Below are 17199 nucleotides of genomic sequence, written 5' to 3' on the forward strand. Positions count from 1 at the left end.
CGCGGACAGCTGGAGCATGAGCGAGCAACGCCACTTCCTTTCGCCGCGCGTCGTAATGGCGTGGCGTGGATGCCCGCGACAAGCGCGGGCATGACGTGGCTGCGTTAGGTGTTAACCTCCATTCAGAGCCCTGATCCCGGCGGCGCCCCCTTGCTCTTGGCCTTGTAACCCCGTAAAAGCCCGCCGCGCGCGGGCGGAGGACCCGCCCAATCGGAACGGGACAATGGCCAAGGAAAAATTCTCTCGCACCAAGCCGCACTGCAACATCGGGACGATCGGGCACGTCGACCACGGCAAGACGTCGTTGACGGCGGCGATCACCAAGGTTCTGGCGGAGACGGGCGGGGCGACGTTTACGGCCTACGATCAGATCGACAAGGCTCCGGAAGAGAAGGCGCGCGGCATCACCATTTCGACGGCGCACGTCGAATATGAGACGGCGAACCGCCACTACGCCCACGTCGACTGCCCCGGCCACGCCGACTATGTGAAGAACATGATCACCGGCGCGGCGCAGATGGACGGCGCCATTCTCGTGTGCTCGGCCGCCGACGGCCCGATGCCGCAGACCCGCGAGCACATCCTGCTCGCCCGTCAGGTCGGCGTGCCGGCGCTCGTCGTGTTCCTCAACAAGGTCGACATGGTCGACGATCCGGAACTGCTCGAGCTCGTCGAGCTCGAAGTCCGCGAGCTGCTGTCGAAGTACGACTTCCCCGGCGACGATATTCCGATCGTCAAGGGTTCCGCTCTGTGCGCGCTCGAGAACAAGAATCCCGAGATCGGGCATGACGCGATCCTGAAGCTGATGCAGGAAGTCGACCGCTACATCCCGCAGCCGGAGCGTCCGAAGGATCAGCCCTTCCTGATGCCGGTCGAAGACGTGTTCTCGATCTCTGGCCGCGGCACGGTGGTGACGGGCCGCATCGAGCGCGGCGTCGTGAAGGTCGGCGAGGAAGTCGAGATCGTCGGCATCCGCCCGACGACCAAGACGACGGTGACCGGCGTCGAAATGTTCCGCAAGCTGCTCGATCAGGGCGAGGCGGGCGACAACGTCGGCTGCCTGCTGCGCGGCACGAAGCGCGAGGACGTGGAGCGCGGCCAGGTTCTGTGCAAGCCGGGTTCGGTGAAGCCGCACACGAAATTCAAGGCCGAGGCTTACATCCTCACCAAGGAAGAAGGCGGCCGTCACACGCCGTTCTTCACCAACTATCGTCCGCAGTTCTACTTCCGCACGACGGACGTGACCGGCATCGTGACGCTCCCTGAGGGCGTCGAGATGGTGATGCCGGGCGACAACGTCACGATGGAAGTCGTGCTGATCGTTCCGATCGCCATGGAAGAGAAGCTGCGCTTCGCTATCCGCGAAGGCGGCCGCACGGTCGGCGCGGGCGTCGTCGCTTCGATCATCGAGTAACTGAGCGGTCCAAGTGGCCGGATTAAAGAAAGCCCCGCTGGCAGGCGCCGCGGGGCTTTTTTTATTTACAAGAATACAAGCTGAGGCGCTTCGCCTTAAGCCTGCGCGAAGCAGCCTTGCGCCGCTTCGCCCGGGCGGGGGGGCTTGCATCAGGCGGCGAGGTCCTCACCCAGCGGAACCCACGGGGCTAGGCCTTCGTCGTCCTCAGCGTCGCTTTCGGAAATCTGCAATGCGGCGGCGACGGCGGAAATGCCGATTTCGCGGTAGAGCCGCGCCAGAAGATCGTGAGGATGCCCGCCGGATTGGGACGGGTTGGGTTGGGCCGATGATTTATCCGACATGGCGGTTTCCTTTACGCGGACGCTCGACGCTGACGCAGGGTGTAAGAGCGCAGCGAATTTGGCTGGTTTCTATTTAATTTGTCGCTAATGCCCGCGCTTGGCGCGGCGAAGAGTGGCGATCATTGCATTCGGCGATGTTTTGGCCGAAAAATGCTCGCGCCCGCCCGCTGGCGAACTTCATGCGAGGCTATCTACCAATATGCGTCGAACGCTTCCGCCTGAGCCGTGGTCGCAAGCCGCTTTATGGAGTCGCGACGTTGCTCTCTTCGGGGCGACGGTGGCGCTGCTCTCGGTTCTGCTTGCGCGGCTGAACGTCATCGAGCCGTCGTCGGCGCTCGCCGCTTTCGGCGCCGCCGTGGCGCTGGCCTTGGTGGCGCTGCTTCTCGTCGGCGCCGCAAGCGTCGTCATCTGGCGGACGGGGAGACGCGGCGTTGGATCGGCGGTCGGCGGCGGCCTGATCGCGCTGCTCACGCTCGCTTATCCATCCTATCTCGCTGTCGAGGCGGTTCGTCTCCCGGTGCTGTCCGACATTTCCACCGACGTCGGTAATCCCCCTTACTTCTCACTGTCGCGCGCCGCCTACGACGCGCGCAAGGGCTTCCAGCCCAAAGGATTGCCGCCCAAAGCCCGCGAGGCGCAGCGCCCCGCTTACCCCGATGTCGAGCCGATCGTCGTAGACCTCGACGCCGACGAAGCTTTTGCGCTGGTGCTGAAAACGGCGAAAGCCGTCGGCTGGAAGGTCGTGGATCAACGCCCGCCCGGCGGCCGAACCGGGGAAGGGCACGCCGATTTCCTGGACAAGACGCCGATCATGGGCTTCGACGAGGACATCACCATTCGGCTCAAGCCGCTGCCCGGCCAGACGCGCATCGATTTGCGCTCGGCGTCTCGTTACGGCCGGCACGACTTCGGCGCCAACGCCGCGCGAATCGTCGCCTTCGCCGAGGAACTGCAAACGCAATTGGACGCGCGATAGGCCAATTGGACCGCGCGCCTTCTTGCGCGCAGCTCTCTCCGATCGATAGGCGTGCGGTCCGACGCCGTCACTCGTTTTTGAACAACGACTCTGGTATTGTCGCGCTCGTTCTCCAGTTTAACGGGCAGGAGGCCGAGGACAGCCCATGGCCAATCAAGGCGACGGCGCGAGCGCGGTTCACAGCGTTCCGAACTTCACCCGTGAGGAAGAGCTTCACGCGCTTCGAGAGATGCTGCTGATCCGCCGCTTCGAGGAGAAGGCGGGCCAGCTTTACGGCATGGGCGTCATCAGCGGCTTCTGCCATCTCTATATCGGCCAGGAGGCGGTCGTCGTCGGCGCCAAAATGGCGGCGCGCGACGGCGACCAGTTCACCACGAGCTATCGAGACCACGGCCACATGCTCGCCAGCGGCATGGAGGCCAGGGGCGTCATGGCGGAGCTCGCGGGCAAGAGGGGCGGCTATTCCAAAGGGAAGGGCGGCTCGATGCATATGTTCTCGCGGGAGAAGAATTTCTTCGGCGGGCATGGCATCGTCGGCGCGCCGGCGCCGATCGGCGCGGGGATCGCTCTCGCCAACGCCTATCGCGGCGACGGCAAGGTGTCGCTCACCTTTTTCGGCGAAGGGGCGGCCAATCAGGGACAAGTCTACGAAGCCTTCAACATGGCGGCGCTGTGGAAGCTGCCGGCGTTGTTCATCGTCGAAAACAACCGCTACGCCATGGGCACATCGTTGACGCGCGCCGCCGCGCAGACCGACTTCGCCATGCGCGGCGCCGCCTTCGGCATTCCCGGCCATCAGGTTGACGGAATGGACGTGCGCGCCGTGCGCGCATCGACCGCCGAGGCGCTGGAATGGTGCCGTTCGGGGAAGGGGCCGTATCTTCTCGAGGCCCAGACCTATCGCTATCGCGGCCACTCCATGTCCGATCCCGCCAAATACCGCTCCAAGGAAGAAGTGCAGAAGATGCGCGAGGAGCATGATCCGATCGAACAGGTGCGCTTGCGCCTGCTCGCCGACGGCGTCGCCGAGGACGAGCTCAAGAAAATCGACGCCAATGTTCGCAAGATTGTCGCCGATGCGGCGGATTTTGCCACGAGCGACAAGGAGCCGGATCCTTCCGAGCTTTATACGGACGTGCTGGCGGGAGCCTGAAATTTTATGTGCTTGATGTTTTCCCCCTCCCTGTCCCTCCCCCGCAAGCGGGAGAGGGAACGATCACGATCAGCAGCCTCAATGAAGGCGACAATTTGCTCCCTCTCCCGCGAGGCGGGGGAGGGTTGGGGAGGGGGCTTCGAGCCATGACCATTAACGTCCTCATGCCCGCCCTTTCTCCCACCATGGAGCAGGGCAAGCTCGCCAAATGGCTCAAGAACGAAGGCGATGCGGTGAAGGCCGGCGATGTCATCGCCGAGATCGAGACCGACAAAGCGACGATGGAAGTCGAAGCGATCGACGAGGGCGTGCTGGCGCGCATTCTCGTGCCGGGCGGCACGGAGAATGTCGCCGTCAATACGCCGATCGCAGTGATCGCCGGCGAAGGCGAGGACGCTTCCGCGGTCGAAGCGCCGCCAGCGGCAAAGGCGCCTTCGCCGCCCACCGCGCCGCAGGATGAAGCCGGCGAGGCGAACAAGGCCCGGCTAGAGGCCTCAGCGCAGGCTGCCGCGCCGCAAGCCAAGCCCGTCAGCGTCGCCGCGCCGCCTCCCGTCTCCGCCGAGCCGGAAGTGCCGGCGGGCACAACCATGATTCCCATGACCGTGCGCGAAGCCTTGCGCGACGCCATGGCCGAGGAGATGCGCCGCGACCCGAACGTCTTCATCATGGGCGAGGAGGTGGCCGAATATCAGGGCGCCTATAAGGTGACGCAGGGCCTGCTGCAGGAATTCGGCCCCATGCGCGTGCGCGATACGCCGATCACCGAATATGGCTTTGCCGGCATTGGCGTCGGCGCCGCTTTCGCGGGCCTGCGGCCGATCGTGGAGTTCATGACCTTCAATTTCTCGATGCAGGCCATCGACCACATCGTCAATTCCGCGGCGAAGACGCTTTATATGTCGGGCGGGCAGGTCCATTGCCCGATCGTCTTTCGCGGCCCGAACGGCGCCGCGGCGCGCGTCGGCGCGCAGCATAGCCAGGACTACACCGCCTGGTATTCGCAAGTGCCCGGGCTCATCGTCATTTCGCCCTCCAACGCCAGCGACGCCAAGGGCCTGCTCAAGGCGGCCATCCGCAACGACAATCCGGTGATCTTTCTCGAGAATGAAATTCTCTACGGCAAGACCTCGGAAGTGCCGGCGCTCGAGGATTTCGTGCTGCCGATCGGCAAGGCGCGCATCGCGCGGCCGGGAACGGATGTGACGCTCGTCTCCTTCTCGATCGGCATGACTTACGCGCTCGGCGCCGCCGAGGCGCTGGCGAAGGATGGGATCGAGGCGGAGGTCATCGACCTGCGCACCCTGCGCCCGATGGACACGGACACGCTCGTCGAGTCGGTGAAGAAAACCGGCCGCTGCGTGGCGATAGAAGAGGGTTGGTCGCAATGCGGCGTTGGGTCCGAGATCGCCGCGCGCCTGCAGCAGGAGGCCTTCGACTATCTCGATGCGCCGATCGCGCGCGTGACCGGCAAGGACGTGCCCATGCCTTACGCTGCGAATTTGGAAAAGCTCGCGCTGCCGAGCGTCGCGGAAGTCGTGGCGGCGGCGAAGGCGGTTCTTTATCGCGGGTAGGAAACATTCAAGCGCGCCTGAAGGCGCGCGGTCCGGGACCGCGAGCCTTCAGGCTCGCAAACAACCAGTTCGGTTGAGCCATGTGGAATCGCTGGAAATGAACGTCGCGGCGCCGAATCCCTCCCATCCTCGCGTCTTCGCTTCGCCATTGGCGCGCCGTCTCGCTAAGGAAGGCGGACTCGATCTTTCGGCCTTGACCGGCTCCGGCCCGCATGGCCGCATTATCGAGCGCGACGTAAAAAGCGCGCTGGCGGGCGGGGCGCGTAAGGCGGCGCCTGAAGCAAGGCCGGTCGCGCTCGCCGAGGCGCCCTCGGCCGAGGCCACACGCAAGTTCTATGCGGCCGATTCCTTCGAGGAAGTCCCGCACGATTCCATGCGCAAGGCGATCGCCCGCCGCCTCACGGAGTCGATCCAGACCGTACCGCATTTCTACCTCGACGTTGATTGCGAGATCGACGCGCTCCTGCGTCTTCGCGAGGAGTTCAACGCGGCCGCGCCCAAGCGCAGCGATGGGTCGCCGGAATGGAAGACCTCGGTCAACGACTATATCGTGAAGGCGCTGGCGCTCGCCTTGCAGCGCGTGCCCGAGGCCAATGTCACCTTCGCGCCCGAGGCGATGTTGAAGCACAAGGCTTCCGACATCGGCGTCGCGGTCGCCATTCCGGGCGGGCTCATTACGCCGATCATCCGCAACGCGCAGGCGAAGACAGTTCGCGAGATTTCGGACGAGATCCGGGAGCTTGCCGGCCGCGCCCGCGAGCGGAAATTGAAGCCGCAGGAATATGAAGGCGGGGTCTCCGCCGTCTCCAACCTCGGCATGTATGGGATCAAGAATTTTTCGGCGGTGATCAACCCGCCGCAATCGACGATCTTCGCCGTGGGCAAGGGCGAGCAGCGGATGGTCGTGAAGAACGGCGCGCCCACGGTCGCCACCATTATGAGCGTGACGCTATCCTGCGACCATCGCGCAGTGGACGGGGTCTTGGGCGCGGAGCTGCTGGCGGCTTTCAAGGCGCTGATCGAGCAGCCAATGGGGTTGTTCGCATGAGGCTTGCCTCCACGCTCACCTGTCCCCGCTGCGGACACGCTGAAACGCTCACTATGGCCGAAAACGCCTGTGTCGTCGTCTATGATTGCCCCGCCTGCGGCGCCCGGATTACGCCGAAAGAGGGCGATTGCTGCGTCTTTTGCTCCTATGGCGACGTTCCGTGCCCGCCAATCCAGGCGGAACAGCATTGCTGCCCCAGTCTGCACTAAAATATCGCCGTGGACGCGCGCGAGATTTGTCGGCATATCCTTGTTTAGACTTTCTCTAAAGATACAAGGAGCGGCCCGTGGCGACGGAAGCGGATATTCTCAAAGCGCTGGAAAACCTCTACGCGCCTGGCGGCATTTCGCTGGCGCGGGCGGTGAGCGGCATCAATCTTTCCGGCGCGAAAGCCTTTGTCTCGCTCGCCGGCGATCCCGCAAAGCCCGAAGGCTGGGAGATCGCCCGCGCCAACGCCGAGAAGGCGATCAAGGCGGTGCCGGGCATCGAGGCGGTCGTCGTGACGCTCACTGCCGAGCGCGCCTTCGGCGCCGCGAAAGCGCACGACCACCATCACGGCCATTCCCACGCCGCGCCGCCGCCCCCGCAGGCGCGCAAGGGCCTCGCGCCGGCTTTGGAGAAAATCCGCTATGTCGTCGTGGTGGCCTCCGGCAAGGGCGGCGTCGGCAAATCGACGACCTCGGCCAATCTCGCGCTCGGCCTCGCGGCGCAGGGCTGGCGCGTCGGGCTCCTCGACGCCGACATCTACGGCCCCTCGGCGCCGCGGCTCTTCGGCCTGCATGACAAGCCGAAGGTGGAGAACGGCAAGCTCGTGCCGCTCGAAGCTTATGGCGTGAAGATCATGTCCATGGGCTTCCTCGTCGAGGAGAACACGCCCATGGTCTGGCGCGGGCCGATGGTGGCGCAGGCGCTTTCGCAATTGCTGGGGGAGGTGGCCTGGGGCGATCTCGACGCGCTCGTCGTCGACATGCCGCCCGGCACAGGCGACGTGCAGCTCACCATGGCGCAGCAGACGCCAATCGCCGGCGCGGTAATTGTCTCGACGCCGCAAGATCTGGCGCTGATCGACGCGCGCCGAGCGGTCGCCATGTTCCAGAAGGTCGAGGCGCCGATCCTCGGGATCATCGAGAATATGAGCTATTTCCTCTGCCCGCATTGCGGCGGACGGTCGGAGATTTTCTCGCATGGCGGCGCGCGCCACGACGCCGAGCAGATGGGCGTGCCCTTCCTGGGCGAAGCGCCGCTCGACATGAAAATCCGGGAGACATCGGACGCCGGCCGTCCGGTGGTCGGCGCCGAGCCCGACAGCCCGCAGGCCGCCGTCTATCTCAACCTCGCCGCCAAGGTGAAGACGCTGCTCGAAACCACCAAGCAGCGCGCCGCGCCCAATATCGTCGTCGGCTGACGCGCCGTCATTGCGAACATGTTTTCGAAGCCGGGTATACCCGGCTTCGCAGACGTGCGAAGCAATCCAGAGCCGCGACCCGGCTCTGGATATTGTTAGCCGATTGCCATTTGAACAGCTTGCATCGAGGCTTTGTCATTCCCGGCGGGCTGAAAGCCCGACCGGGAATCCAGAGCCACAAAAGCGCTGGTTTTGCTCTGGATTCCCGATCGCTCGCTGCGCGAGCGTCGGGAATGACAGTGAACCGATCAAACGGATCTCGTATTATGGGCTTTTTCAGAAATGGGTCGGGATAATCGAGTTGTCGCCCGCGTCCCATTTATAGTTGTAGCCCAGCGTCAATTCCCACGCCTGCACCCAGGGCGTGATTTTCGCCGCCGGATTGATGGCGCCAAACGGCAAGCCCGGAAGCTGCGGGATCGTCTCCGGCCCGCTGAGCGAGTTTTTGAAGGCGTAGACGAAGCCGAGATCAATGGACGAATTTTTGGTGATGGCGTAATTGAAGCCGGCCGCGGCGTGGTGGCGGTTGAGGATCGGCGCCAGCACATTCAGCGTCACGGCGAGGGGGCGCACCGCCCCGGTGCTATAATGATAGCCCGTCCGCAATGTCAGCGTCGGCGAATAGCGCCATTCCACGCCGACCGCCGCCGAATCCGTATCCTTCCAGAAGAAACCCGGTCCATTGGAGCCGCCCATCGAGCGGAAGGTGATCGGGAATGATGGATTCCCCAGCGAGGGCACGGCGGAATAGAAGATGTGGCGCCAGTCCGCCATGACCGTCAAATTCGGGAAGAGATCATAGGCGAGGCCGGCCTGCATGCTGGCGGGAACGTCGAAGCGTCCGTGATCGCCGATCAGCCCGGAGTATTTGTCGAGGCGCGACATCCACATCGGCGTCGACGCCGCAACGCCGAAACGCAGCCTGTCGGTGATCCCCCAGTTCAGGCCTGCGCGGAGGCCGCCGCCCCAGGACCAGTCGTAGGACATGTCCGACAGTTCCCAGGGGTTCGACGAATAGGGCGCGAAGACCTTGGCGCCCTGGATATTGACCATTTGCACGGCGACGGTGGGCGCGACGCCGATGGCGATCGGGCCGATTGGCGTATGGAATCGCCGCGCATAGGAGACGCTCATGAAGGCCTGCTCCAGATCGACGCCGGCGAAGCCCGCGCCGAAAACGCCGCCGTTTGGGGCGCGTCGATAGGCCGAGCTGTACGCCGTGTTGATGCCGCCGTTGGCGTAGCTGGCGATGCTCCAGGATGAGTCCGCGTCGATCGGCTGCACATAGCCGCCGTTGGGCACCGGGAACCAGGGCCGGCCGCTCTCGACATTGCCGGGAGCGACGACGCGAGGCGCTCCTTCGGTATAGTAGCCGCGGTCGGCGTTGATGACCGTCATGCCGAGTTGGAACTGCCGCTCGAGCCCCACAATGCCGGCAGGGTTGGCGGAAATCGCCATGGCGTCGCGCTGGTCGGCCGTTCCGGCGCCGGCGAGCGCCTTTTGGCGCGGACCGTAGCCGATCATGAAGTAGCCATCGGCGGCGAAGGCGGCGGGCTCCGCGAGGAGAAGCGCGGAAAAGGCGAGAGTGAAGGCGAAGCGGCGCGAGAGTGCTTTGTTCATTGCGGAAGCCCAGCGGCGGAAATATTCCAGCAACAAAGCTAACAGAGTCGCGGATCAACCGGCAGGCCGCTCGAGCTCCCGCCTGCAAATTCTTAAGTAATGTTACGTATTTGCAACAGAATTTGTTAGCGGCCGCAATAAGTTAGCTTTTAGCGCCGCCGCCGGATAACATAGCGATAATGGTCGGCGGTCTTTTCCGCGGTCACCAGCTCGTCGCCTGTCTGGCGAGCGAAGGCTTCGAAATCGGCCATCGAACCGGAGTCGGTGGCGAGCACCTCCAAAAGCCCGCCGACCGGGATTTCGCCCAAGGCTTTCTTGGTTTTCAGTATCGGCATCGGGCAGTTCAGGCCACGCGCATCCAAGGTCTTGTCGGTCATTGTCATTCTTCAGATGAACAGGTTGATGTCGGCCTTCGCGGCCTCTTCGAGATAGGTTGCTGCGCCGCCGAAGGACACGCCCTCGATCATGTCCTCTTTCTTGAATTCGAAAAGGTCCATGGTCATTTGGCAGGCGACGAGCTTCACGCCGCTCTCCAGCGCAATGTCGCGCAGCTCGTCTATTTTCGCGACGCCCTTCTTCTCGATCATGTTTTTCATCATCGCCGTCGCCCCGGCGGTGACGCCCGGCAGCGCCGCGAGAAGATTGGGCATGCCGATATGCGCGCCGGCGATCGGCATTTTCATCGCCGGATTGCCGAGCGGCGAAACCTCGAGATCGAGTTCCTTCTTGAGGAGGCCGAGACCATAGAAGGTGAAGAAGAGCGTGACGTCCATGTCCATCGCCGCCGCGGTCGTCGCGAGGATGAAGGGCGGATAGGCCCAGTCCAGCGTGCCTTTCGAAACGATGATGGTGAGCGATTTCCGGCTTTGGGCCGTCTCTTGTGTCACGATGCGTCCGTTCCTTGGCCCCCCGGCCTGCGAGGCAAAGCCCATACCAGCCGATGGGCCAAAAATGCAAACGCGCGCTGCCGAGCGAGGCGGGCCTCAAAAATCGATCAGCCGACGCCACATGCCGTACCATCCGCCCGCGCTGATCCCGAGCAGCGCAGCGAGACCAAGCGCCGTCATGTCCGGCTGTCCGAAATGCAACAGCGCCGCAAGCGGCGGGAAATAGAGACCGGCGCCGACGACGGAGAGCGCCACCGCCGCGATCGCCCAGAAAAACAGGTTTTCGCGCGCAAAGGGCGAAACGCCCTTCGGCAAAGCGTCAGAGAGCGCCAGCGTCAGATTGCCGATGATGAGCGTCGCAAAGGCGATCCCTCGACCTTCGGGCTCGTCGACGCCAAAGCCATTCGCGAGGAGATAGACGCTCAGCACCGCCAGAAAAACCGACAGGCCCTGGACGACGCCGAGCAGCAGGTCGCGCGTCCCGAAGAGTGCCTCGCTTTGCGGTCGCGGCGGCTTCAGCATGGCGTCCCGCTCGCCGGGCTCGGCCTCGAATGCGAGAGAGCAGGTGGGGTCGATGATCAATTCCATCAGCACCACATGCGCCGGAAGCAGCAAGGGCGGCAGGCCCATCAGAATGGGCGCGAGCGCGAGGCCGGCGATCGGCACATGGATCGCGGTGATATAGGTGAGCGCCTTGCGCAGATTGGCGGAAATGCGCCGCCCCAGCGCCACGCCGGCGACGATGGAGGCGAAGCGGTCGTCGAGCAGCACAATATGCGCCGCTTCGCGCGCCACGTCCGAGCCGCGCTGGCCCATGGCGATGCCAATATGCGCGGCGGCGAGCGCCGGCCCGTCGTTGACGCCGTCGCCGGTCATGGCGACGATATGGCCGTCGGCCTTGAACGCCTCGACCAGCGCCAGCTTGTTCGCCGGCATCACGCGGGCGAAGACGCGCACGTCGCGGATTTTTTGCGCCACTTCCTGAGAAGGAATCTGTGCGATGTCCGCGCCGGTGAGAACGCCCCCTATGGTGTCGATGCCCGCCGCTTTGGCGATGGCGAGCGCCGTCGCCGGATAGTCGCCCGTGATCATCGCCACCGACACGCCGGCGCGCCGGGCGGCGGCGACCGCCTCGGGAACGTCGTCGCGGATCGGATCCTCGAAGGCGACAAGGCCAATCACGCCATAGGGCGCGTCGTCGAGTCCGCTAGCGACAATCGGCGTCTCCGCCACAGCCAGCACGCGCAATCCCTCTCGCGCCATCTCCTCGACAACGGACGCATAACGCGCGTGCTCCGCTTCGCTCGCTCGCGCGAGCCGGAAGATCGCCTCGGGCGCGCCCTTGGCGGCTTTCAACGCGCCGCCATCCACCCGCCACGACTGAATGAAAGCGAGCAGCTCCGGCTTGATGGGAAAGCTCTCGATCGCCGTGCCGCCAGCTGGGATTTCCAACCTTTCGGCCATCGCATGGATGGCGCGGTCCATGGGGTCGACCGGGTTGGCGCTCGACGCGCGTAGCGCGGCCTGGATCAGCCGGTGCTGCTCGGCGTCCGGCGCGTCGGGTACCGGTTCAACGCCATCGCCGATATAGAGCCGCGCCACGGCCATGCGGTTTTCGGTCAAAGTGCCCGTCTTGTCGACGCAGAGGAGGGAGGTCGAGCCCAACGTCTCGGTGACGGAGGAGCGGCGCACAAGCACATTGCGGCTGGCGAGCCGGAAGGCGCCGATGGCGAGGAAGATCGCCAGCACCATCGGGAATTCTTCCGGCAGCAGACCGATGGCGAGCGTAATGCCGGCGATCGCCCCTTCGAACCAATCGCCATGCACGAGGCCGTAAGCGAGGATCACCAGCGCACAGAAGAGCAGGGCGAAGGCGCCGAGCCGCGCTACCAGCGCCCCGGTACGTTTCTGCAAAGGGCTCGGCTCGCCCTTGATGGCGGCGAGCGAGGCGCCAAGTCCCCCGACCGCCGTGCGCGGGCCCGTGCGCGCAACCTGCGCCACGCCAGAGCCGCGCACGATCATGGAGCCGGCATAGAGGAAGGGCGTGTAATCGCCGCCTGGGTCCGGGAAGGCGAGCTCCGCGCCGTCGCCAGCAAGCGTCTTCGTGACCGGCGCGGATTCGCCGGTGAGGATCGACTCGTCGACTACCAGCGCGTCGCCGGCGAGAAGAATGGCGTCGGCGGGCGCCCGCTGTCCCTCGCCGACGAGAACAATGTCGCCCGGAACGAGATCGCGCGCGGGAATGCGTCGCTCCTCGCCGTCGCGAATGACATGCGCCATGGGCTCCGCGAGCTGCCGAAGGGCCTGAAGGGCGCGCTCGCTGCGCAGCTCCTGGATGACGACGAGCCCGATGGTCGCGCCGGCGCCGGCAACCATGAAGAGTCCTTCGCCGAGATCGCCGACGAATAGGTATAGCGTCGCCGCCGCCGCGAGCAGGAAGAACATCGGCTCTTTGAGCGTGCGCAGGACGATCGCGAAGACGCCGGGGGGCTTGGCTTCGGGCGGGGCGTTCGGGCCGAATTCTGCAAGGCGGCGCGCGGCTTCTTCGGAGGAGAGCCCGCGCAGAGAGGATTGGTTCATGTCCGCCAGTCTCGTCAGTGCAAATGAAGAAGCGCAATCTAACGCGGGTCTCGCTTTGCGGCCGTATAGGCCAATCTCGAATAGGGGCGCTATCCGCTACGCGCGACGGAAGGGGCCCGCAAAGAAATTGAGCGCAAGCGAGCGCCTTATGCGACTTCCTCCCAAAGGGCTCCTTCGCGCAATCTAGCGAGGGCTCGGCCATCTGTCCCCATCCGTCTTGCCGCCACGGGGGGAAGCGATTAGTTTCCTTTCAATGGCGAGGGGCGCCGCAGGCTGCGGCTGAGAAGCACCCGTCGAACCTGATCCGGGTCATGCCGGCGGAGGGAATGCCAGGGCAGGGCGCGCCGCGCCCCTCATCCGGATTCCGTTCTTAGTCTGCTTGGCCCTCATCCGCTCCCTTTTAAGGAGCGCGATCGAAGGAAGCGTGACGATGAATATCCACGACAAACGCACGCCGCTCAGCGTCACCACCGGCCCGATCGGCAAGTCGCGCAAGCTCTATTCGTCGCCCGAAGGGCGCGCCGACATCCGCGTGCCCTATCGCGAGATCGCGCTCGATCCCTCATCCGGCGAGGCGCCCTTGCGGGTCTACGACCAATCCGGCCCCTATGGCTGCAAGAATTTCACGCCCGATCTCTCCGCTGGCCTGCCGTCGGCGCGGCCTTGGCTCGCGACGCGCGCGGGGTTGGAGGCCTATCAGGGCCGCGCGGTCAAGCCCGAGGACAATGGCTTTGCCGAAGGCGAGCGGCTCGTGCCGCCATGCCCGGCCGAGCGCAAGCTTTATCGCGCCGCCGGCTCGGCGCCTGTCACACAGCTCGAATTCGCCCGCGCCGGGATCGTCACGGAGGAGATGATCTATGTCGCGCATCGCGAGAACCTTTGCCGCGAACGCGCGCTCGACGCCGCCAAAAACCGCATCGCCGATGGCGAAAGCTTCGGCGCGGACATACCCGAATTCGTCACGCCCGAATTCGTGCGCTCGGAGATCGCGCGCGGCCGCGCCATCATTCCGGCCAATATCAATCACCCGGAGCTGGAGCCGGTCATCATCGGCCGCAACTTCCTCGTGAAGGTCAATGCCAATATCGGCAACTCGGCCGTGACCTCCTCGGTCGCCGAGGAAGTCGAGAAGATGGTGTGGGCCTCGCGCTGGGGCGCCGACACGGTCATGGACCTCTCGACCGGCCGCAACATCCACAACATTCGCGACTGGATCATCCGCAACGCGAGCGTGCCGATCGGCACCGTGCCGATTTATCAAGCGCTGGAGAAGGTCGGCGGCGACGCGCTGAAGCTCGATTGGGCGGTCTTCAAAGACACGCTCATCGAGCAGGCGGAGCAGGGCGTCGATTATTTCACGATCCATGCGGGCGTGCGTCTCGCTTTCGTGCCGCTCACCGCAAATCGCGTCACCGGCATCGTCTCGCGCGGCGGCTCGATCATGGCGCGCTGGTGCCTCTCCAAGCATAAGGAGAGCTTCCTCTACGAACGCTTCGACGAGATTTGCGACATTATGCGCAAATATGACGTCTCCTTCTCTCTCGGCGACGGATTGCGCCCCGGCTCAAACGCCGACGCCAATGACGCCGCACAATTCGCGGAGCTGGAGACGCTCGGCGAACTCACCAAGATCGCCTGGGAGAAGGGCTGCCAGGTGATGATCGAAGGCCCCGGCCATGTGCCGATGCACGAGATCAAAGCCAATATGGACAAGCAGCTGAAAGCCTGCGGCGAGGCGCCGTTCTACACGCTCGGTCCGCTCGTCACCGACATCGCGCCCGGCTACGATCATATTACGTCCGGCATCGGGGCGGCGATGATCGGCTGGTTCGGCACGGCGATGCTCTGTTACGTAACCCCTAAAGAGCATTTGGGCCTGCCAGACCGCGACGATGTTAAAACGGGCGTTATAACCTACCGCATCGCCGCCCACGCCGCCGACCTCGCCAAGGGCCATCCAGCGGCGCGCGAGCGCGACGACGCCATGAGCCGCGCCCGCTTTGATTTCCGCTGGAACGACCAGTTCGAGATTGGCCTCGACCCCGACACCGCGCGCCAATATCACGACGAGACCATGCCCAAGGAGGCGCATAAGGTCGCGCATTTCTGCTCCATGTGCGGCCCGAAATTCTGCTCCATGCAAATCACGCGCGATTTGCGCGAGGAGGCAAAGGAGATCGAGGCGCGCGAGAAGGGAATGGCTGAGAAGGCCGAGGAGTTTATGGAGAAAGGCGCGGAGATTTACGTGCGGGGGTGAGTTGAATGCTCGCGTCTGCAACTGTCATTCCCGGCGTGCCAAAGGCCCGACCGGGAATCCAGAGCCCCGCAGAGCGCTGTTTCTGCTCTGGATTCCCGATCGCTCGCTTCGCGAGCGTCGGGAATGACAACCTGACCACAGATTCCGTATCAGTCTTCGGCGCTCAAAGCTGCGACAAGGTCGTGGCGTTGAACTTCATGCCTACCGCAGTTTCCAGATTCGACAAGGCATTGTCGATCACCGCGAAGATCACCGCGCGCGACGAGGCGTTGCTCAGATCGAGCGAAGCCGTTGTCGATACGGCGTTCTTCGTCAGGCTCGACGTGAACGCCGCCGCCGCCTGATTGGCGGTGAACATTTGCGCTGGCGCCGTTCCATTCGAATAGTCGAGTGTCTGGACGACCTTGGAAAACACATTCGCCAGCGCGCTCATGCTGATGACGACGTGGTTCTGCGGCGTGACGACGGCGGTGGCGCTCGTCGTGGGGATCGGGTTCCCATAGAGCTGATCCAGATAATAATGCACCTGATAGGGATATTGCGCGTAAGTGTCCGTGCTCCCCCAGACAGAGGCGTAGGAGTTGATCGAAGCCACTGTCGCAGCCGTCGCAGTCGCGCCGAGCTTGCTGTAACGGGACACCAAAGGCCCGTAATAGCCCTGGTTGTAGGCCGCATTGGCGATCACTTCGAGGAAGCTGTTGGGCAGCGTCTTGAAGGTGACCAACGCATTGTCGAAATCCGGTTCCCACGGCGTCACCCATCCGCCCGCGCCCTTTCCGGTGACGTTTAGCGCCACAAGGTCGTTGTAGTGGAAGAAGGCCGGCAGCATCGGCCCGTAATATTTGTTGTTGAAGGACGCTGGCGTCGACAGCGTGTGCTGCTGCGCGGCGTTCGCGATGGTGAAGCCGATGTTTTTCTGGATCGCCACATAATTGATCAGCGAATGTCCGTCTGGCGTGTAGCTGCCCGAGACCATATCCGCCGCGTAATTATTGATCTGGTATGGCCCGCCTTGGCCAACCCCCATCACCGCCTGTTGAAGCGGCGAGGGATCGATGAGATCCGAGCTCGACGTATAGAGTTGTGTCTCGATATTCTCCTGCAAAAGCTGCGCGAAAATCGAGCCGACCAGATAGTCGTTGTTGAATTGAACGCCGGGGAAGCCTTCCTTGACGAGGTGAGAATACATCACGCCCGCAATGACGTTCGAGGCGATCAGATCGTCGTAATTGCCGCCCGTCAGCGTGAGGGAATCCTGGGCCGTGCCGACGCCGAGCCAGAGATGGAAGTTGATCGTTCCCGAGCTTTGGCTGGAGCCGCCAGTGTTGCCGCCGCCGCCGCTGGCGCTTTGGGTCGTCACAGTGATCGGTGACGATTGCGCGGAGTCGCCGGCGGCGTCCACCGCGGCGACCGCGAAGCTATATGTCGTGGCCGGCGAGAGATTGGAGACGGCGACGCTGGCGCCGGTGACGGTCCCGAGCAGGGCGCCGTTCTTATAAACCTTGTAGCCGGTCACGACGCAGGAGGGGACCGTGACGGCGCTCCAGCTCAGGGTCGTGGCGGTGCTCGTGGTTCCGGAGGCGGCCAGGCCGGCGGGCGTTGGCGGGGCGGTTGTGCAGGAGCCGCAGGCGCCAACATTGGTCCACGGCTGGCCCGAGCCCGGATAGACGCCATTATGGGTGGCGGGCTCGTCGCCGAGCGTCCACCAGTTGTTTCGGTAGACGAGGCCGCTCTCGCTCACCAGATTGCCCGGCGAGGCGTAGGTGGCGGACGCGCTCCAGGGAGCCGGGCAGGAATTGGCGGCGAAGGTGGGCGCGCTGACCAAGCATCCGATGACGGTCGTTACCACTTGCGCCTTTAAACGCTGGTTGATCATTTTAGCCCCGATAGGAATAGAAAGGAACGGCGGACGCCTTGAGCGCCACGATCTAGCTTGTAGACATTCGA

At 64.1% G+C, this 17199-nt stretch carries 14 protein-coding genes and 1 riboswitch; of the genes, 8 read left to right on the forward strand and 6 right to left on the reverse strand.

Annotated elements, in window-relative coordinates; all coding sequences use genetic code 11:
• Positions 1 to 223 precede the first annotated feature (223 nt).
• Entirely contained in the window at positions 224 to 1414 is a 1191-nt protein-coding gene (gene tuf / locus OGR47_RS09500) for an elongation factor Tu (protein ID WP_216697900.1), read from the forward strand.
• A gap of 149 nt (positions 1415 to 1563) precedes the next feature.
• Here tuf and OGR47_RS09505 read toward each other — a convergent pair whose 3' ends face one another.
• A complete protein-coding gene (locus OGR47_RS09505; RefSeq protein ID WP_165048472.1) occupies positions 1564 to 1755 on the reverse strand; it encodes a hypothetical protein in 192 nt (63 codons plus the stop codon).
• A 199-nt stretch (positions 1756 to 1954) separates the two neighbouring features.
• Between OGR47_RS09505 and OGR47_RS09510 the strand changes: the two genes are divergently transcribed.
• The 6 genes from OGR47_RS09510 to OGR47_RS09535 all read left to right on the forward strand — a co-directional run bounded on the left by OGR47_RS09510 (position 1955) and on the right by OGR47_RS09535 (position 7908).
• Positions 1955 to 2731 carry a DUF1499 domain-containing protein gene (locus OGR47_RS09510; protein WP_165048474.1) on the forward strand — a complete coding sequence of 259 codons (777 nt, stop codon included), beginning with the start codon at positions 1955 to 1957 and terminating at the stop codon, positions 2729 to 2731.
• Positions 2732 to 2876: 145 nt separating this feature from the next.
• The gene (gene pdhA / locus OGR47_RS09515; protein WP_165048476.1) at positions 2877 to 3884 is read left to right on the forward strand and encodes a pyruvate dehydrogenase (acetyl-transferring) E1 component subunit alpha; all 1008 of its coding nucleotides are present in this window, start codon (positions 2877 to 2879) and stop codon (positions 3882 to 3884) included.
• 146 nt (positions 3885 to 4030) lie between these two features.
• Complete coding sequence (locus OGR47_RS09520; protein ID WP_165048478.1) at positions 4031 to 5455, forward strand: pyruvate dehydrogenase complex E1 component subunit beta; 1425 nt, start codon at positions 4031 to 4033, stop codon at positions 5453 to 5455.
• A 97-nt stretch (positions 5456 to 5552) separates the two neighbouring features.
• Positions 5553 to 6503, forward strand: coding sequence for a 2-oxo acid dehydrogenase subunit E2 (locus OGR47_RS09525; protein ID WP_165048481.1), 951 nt, complete (start codon positions 5553 to 5555; stop codon positions 6501 to 6503).
• On the forward strand, positions 6500 to 6712 hold the full coding sequence (locus OGR47_RS09530) for a GDCCVxC domain-containing (seleno)protein (protein WP_216697901.1): 213 nt from the start codon (positions 6500 to 6502) through the stop codon (positions 6710 to 6712). The genes OGR47_RS09525 and OGR47_RS09530 overlap by 4 nt, the downstream gene beginning before the upstream one ends.
• Positions 6713 to 6789: 77 nt before the next feature.
• Positions 6790 to 7908, forward strand: a complete 1119-nt coding sequence (locus OGR47_RS09535; RefSeq protein ID WP_165048483.1) for an Mrp/NBP35 family ATP-binding protein — start codon at positions 6790 to 6792, stop codon at positions 7906 to 7908.
• A 276-nt stretch (positions 7909 to 8184) separates the two neighbouring features.
• Here OGR47_RS09535 and OGR47_RS09540 read toward each other — a convergent pair whose 3' ends face one another.
• The 4 genes from OGR47_RS09540 to OGR47_RS09555 all read right to left on the reverse strand — a co-directional run bounded on the left by OGR47_RS09540 (position 8185) and on the right by OGR47_RS09555 (position 12995).
• Positions 8185 to 9528, reverse strand: coding sequence for an OmpP1/FadL family transporter (locus tag OGR47_RS09540; protein WP_165048485.1), 1344 nt, complete (start codon positions 9526 to 9528; stop codon positions 8185 to 8187).
• Between the two features lie 149 nt (positions 9529 to 9677).
• On the reverse strand, positions 9678 to 9905 hold the full coding sequence (locus OGR47_RS09545) for a sulfurtransferase TusA family protein (RefSeq protein WP_165048487.1): 228 nt from the start codon (positions 9903 to 9905) through the stop codon (positions 9678 to 9680).
• Positions 9906 to 9914: 9 nt separating this feature from the next.
• On the reverse strand, positions 9915 to 10415 hold the full coding sequence (gene dsrE2 / locus OGR47_RS09550; protein WP_246729544.1) for a sulfur carrier protein DsrE2: 501 nt from the start codon (positions 10413 to 10415) through the stop codon (positions 9915 to 9917).
• A gap of 96 nt (positions 10416 to 10511) precedes the next feature.
• On the reverse strand, positions 10512 to 12995 hold the full coding sequence (locus OGR47_RS09555; RefSeq protein ID WP_165048491.1) for a cation-translocating P-type ATPase: 2484 nt from the start codon (positions 12993 to 12995) through the stop codon (positions 10512 to 10514).
• A gap of 249 nt (positions 12996 to 13244) precedes the next feature.
• Positions 13245 to 13339: riboswitch (TPP riboswitch) on the forward strand.
• An 86-nt stretch (positions 13340 to 13425) separates the two neighbouring features.
• Between OGR47_RS09555 and thiC the strand changes: the two genes are divergently transcribed.
• Complete coding sequence (gene thiC / locus OGR47_RS09560) at positions 13426 to 15252, forward strand: phosphomethylpyrimidine synthase ThiC (RefSeq protein ID WP_165048494.1); 1827 nt, start codon at positions 13426 to 13428, stop codon at positions 15250 to 15252.
• A 163-nt stretch (positions 15253 to 15415) separates the two neighbouring features.
• Here thiC and OGR47_RS09565 read toward each other — a convergent pair whose 3' ends face one another.
• On the reverse strand, positions 15416 to 17128 hold the full coding sequence (locus OGR47_RS09565; RefSeq protein WP_165048496.1) for a fibronectin type III domain-containing protein: 1713 nt from the start codon (positions 17126 to 17128) through the stop codon (positions 15416 to 15418).
• Positions 17129 to 17199: the final 71 nt, after the last annotated feature.

Source organism: Methylocystis sp. MJC1, assembly GCF_026427715.1.
Taxonomy (GTDB): Bacteria; Pseudomonadota; Alphaproteobacteria; order Rhizobiales; family Beijerinckiaceae; genus Methylocystis.

What these genes read in the sequence shown, in the direction of transcription:
- pdhA (WP_165048476.1), top strand. Translation starts at nt 2,877, where the DNA reads ATGGCCAATCAAGGCGACGGCGCGAGCGCGGTTCACAGCGTTCCGAAC.
- OGR47_RS09505 (WP_165048472.1), bottom strand. Translation starts at nt 1,755, where the DNA reads ATGTCGGATAAATCATCGGCCCAACCCAACCCGTCCCAATCCGGCGGG.
- OGR47_RS09555 (WP_165048491.1), bottom strand. Translation starts at nt 12,995, where the DNA reads ATGAACCAATCCTCTCTGCGCGGGCTCTCCTCCGAAGAAGCCGCGCGC.
- OGR47_RS09510 (WP_165048474.1), top strand. Translation starts at nt 1,955, where the DNA reads ATGCGTCGAACGCTTCCGCCTGAGCCGTGGTCGCAAGCCGCTTTATGG.
- OGR47_RS09530 (WP_216697901.1), top strand. Translation starts at nt 6,500, where the DNA reads ATGAGGCTTGCCTCCACGCTCACCTGTCCCCGCTGCGGACACGCTGAA.
- tuf (WP_216697900.1), top strand. Translation starts at nt 224, where the DNA reads ATGGCCAAGGAAAAATTCTCTCGCACCAAGCCGCACTGCAACATCGGG.
- OGR47_RS09545 (WP_165048487.1), bottom strand. Translation starts at nt 9,905, where the DNA reads ATGACCGACAAGACCTTGGATGCGCGTGGCCTGAACTGCCCGATGCCG.
- OGR47_RS09565 (WP_165048496.1), bottom strand. Translation starts at nt 17,128, where the DNA reads ATGATCAACCAGCGTTTAAAGGCGCAAGTGGTAACGACCGTCATCGGA.
- OGR47_RS09520 (WP_165048478.1), top strand. Translation starts at nt 4,031, where the DNA reads ATGACCATTAACGTCCTCATGCCCGCCCTTTCTCCCACCATGGAGCAG.
- thiC (WP_165048494.1), top strand. Translation starts at nt 13,426, where the DNA reads ATGAATATCCACGACAAACGCACGCCGCTCAGCGTCACCACCGGCCCG.
- OGR47_RS09525 (WP_165048481.1), top strand. Translation starts at nt 5,553, where the DNA reads ATGAACGTCGCGGCGCCGAATCCCTCCCATCCTCGCGTCTTCGCTTCG.
- OGR47_RS09540 (WP_165048485.1), bottom strand. Translation starts at nt 9,528, where the DNA reads ATGAACAAAGCACTCTCGCGCCGCTTCGCCTTCACTCTCGCCTTTTCC.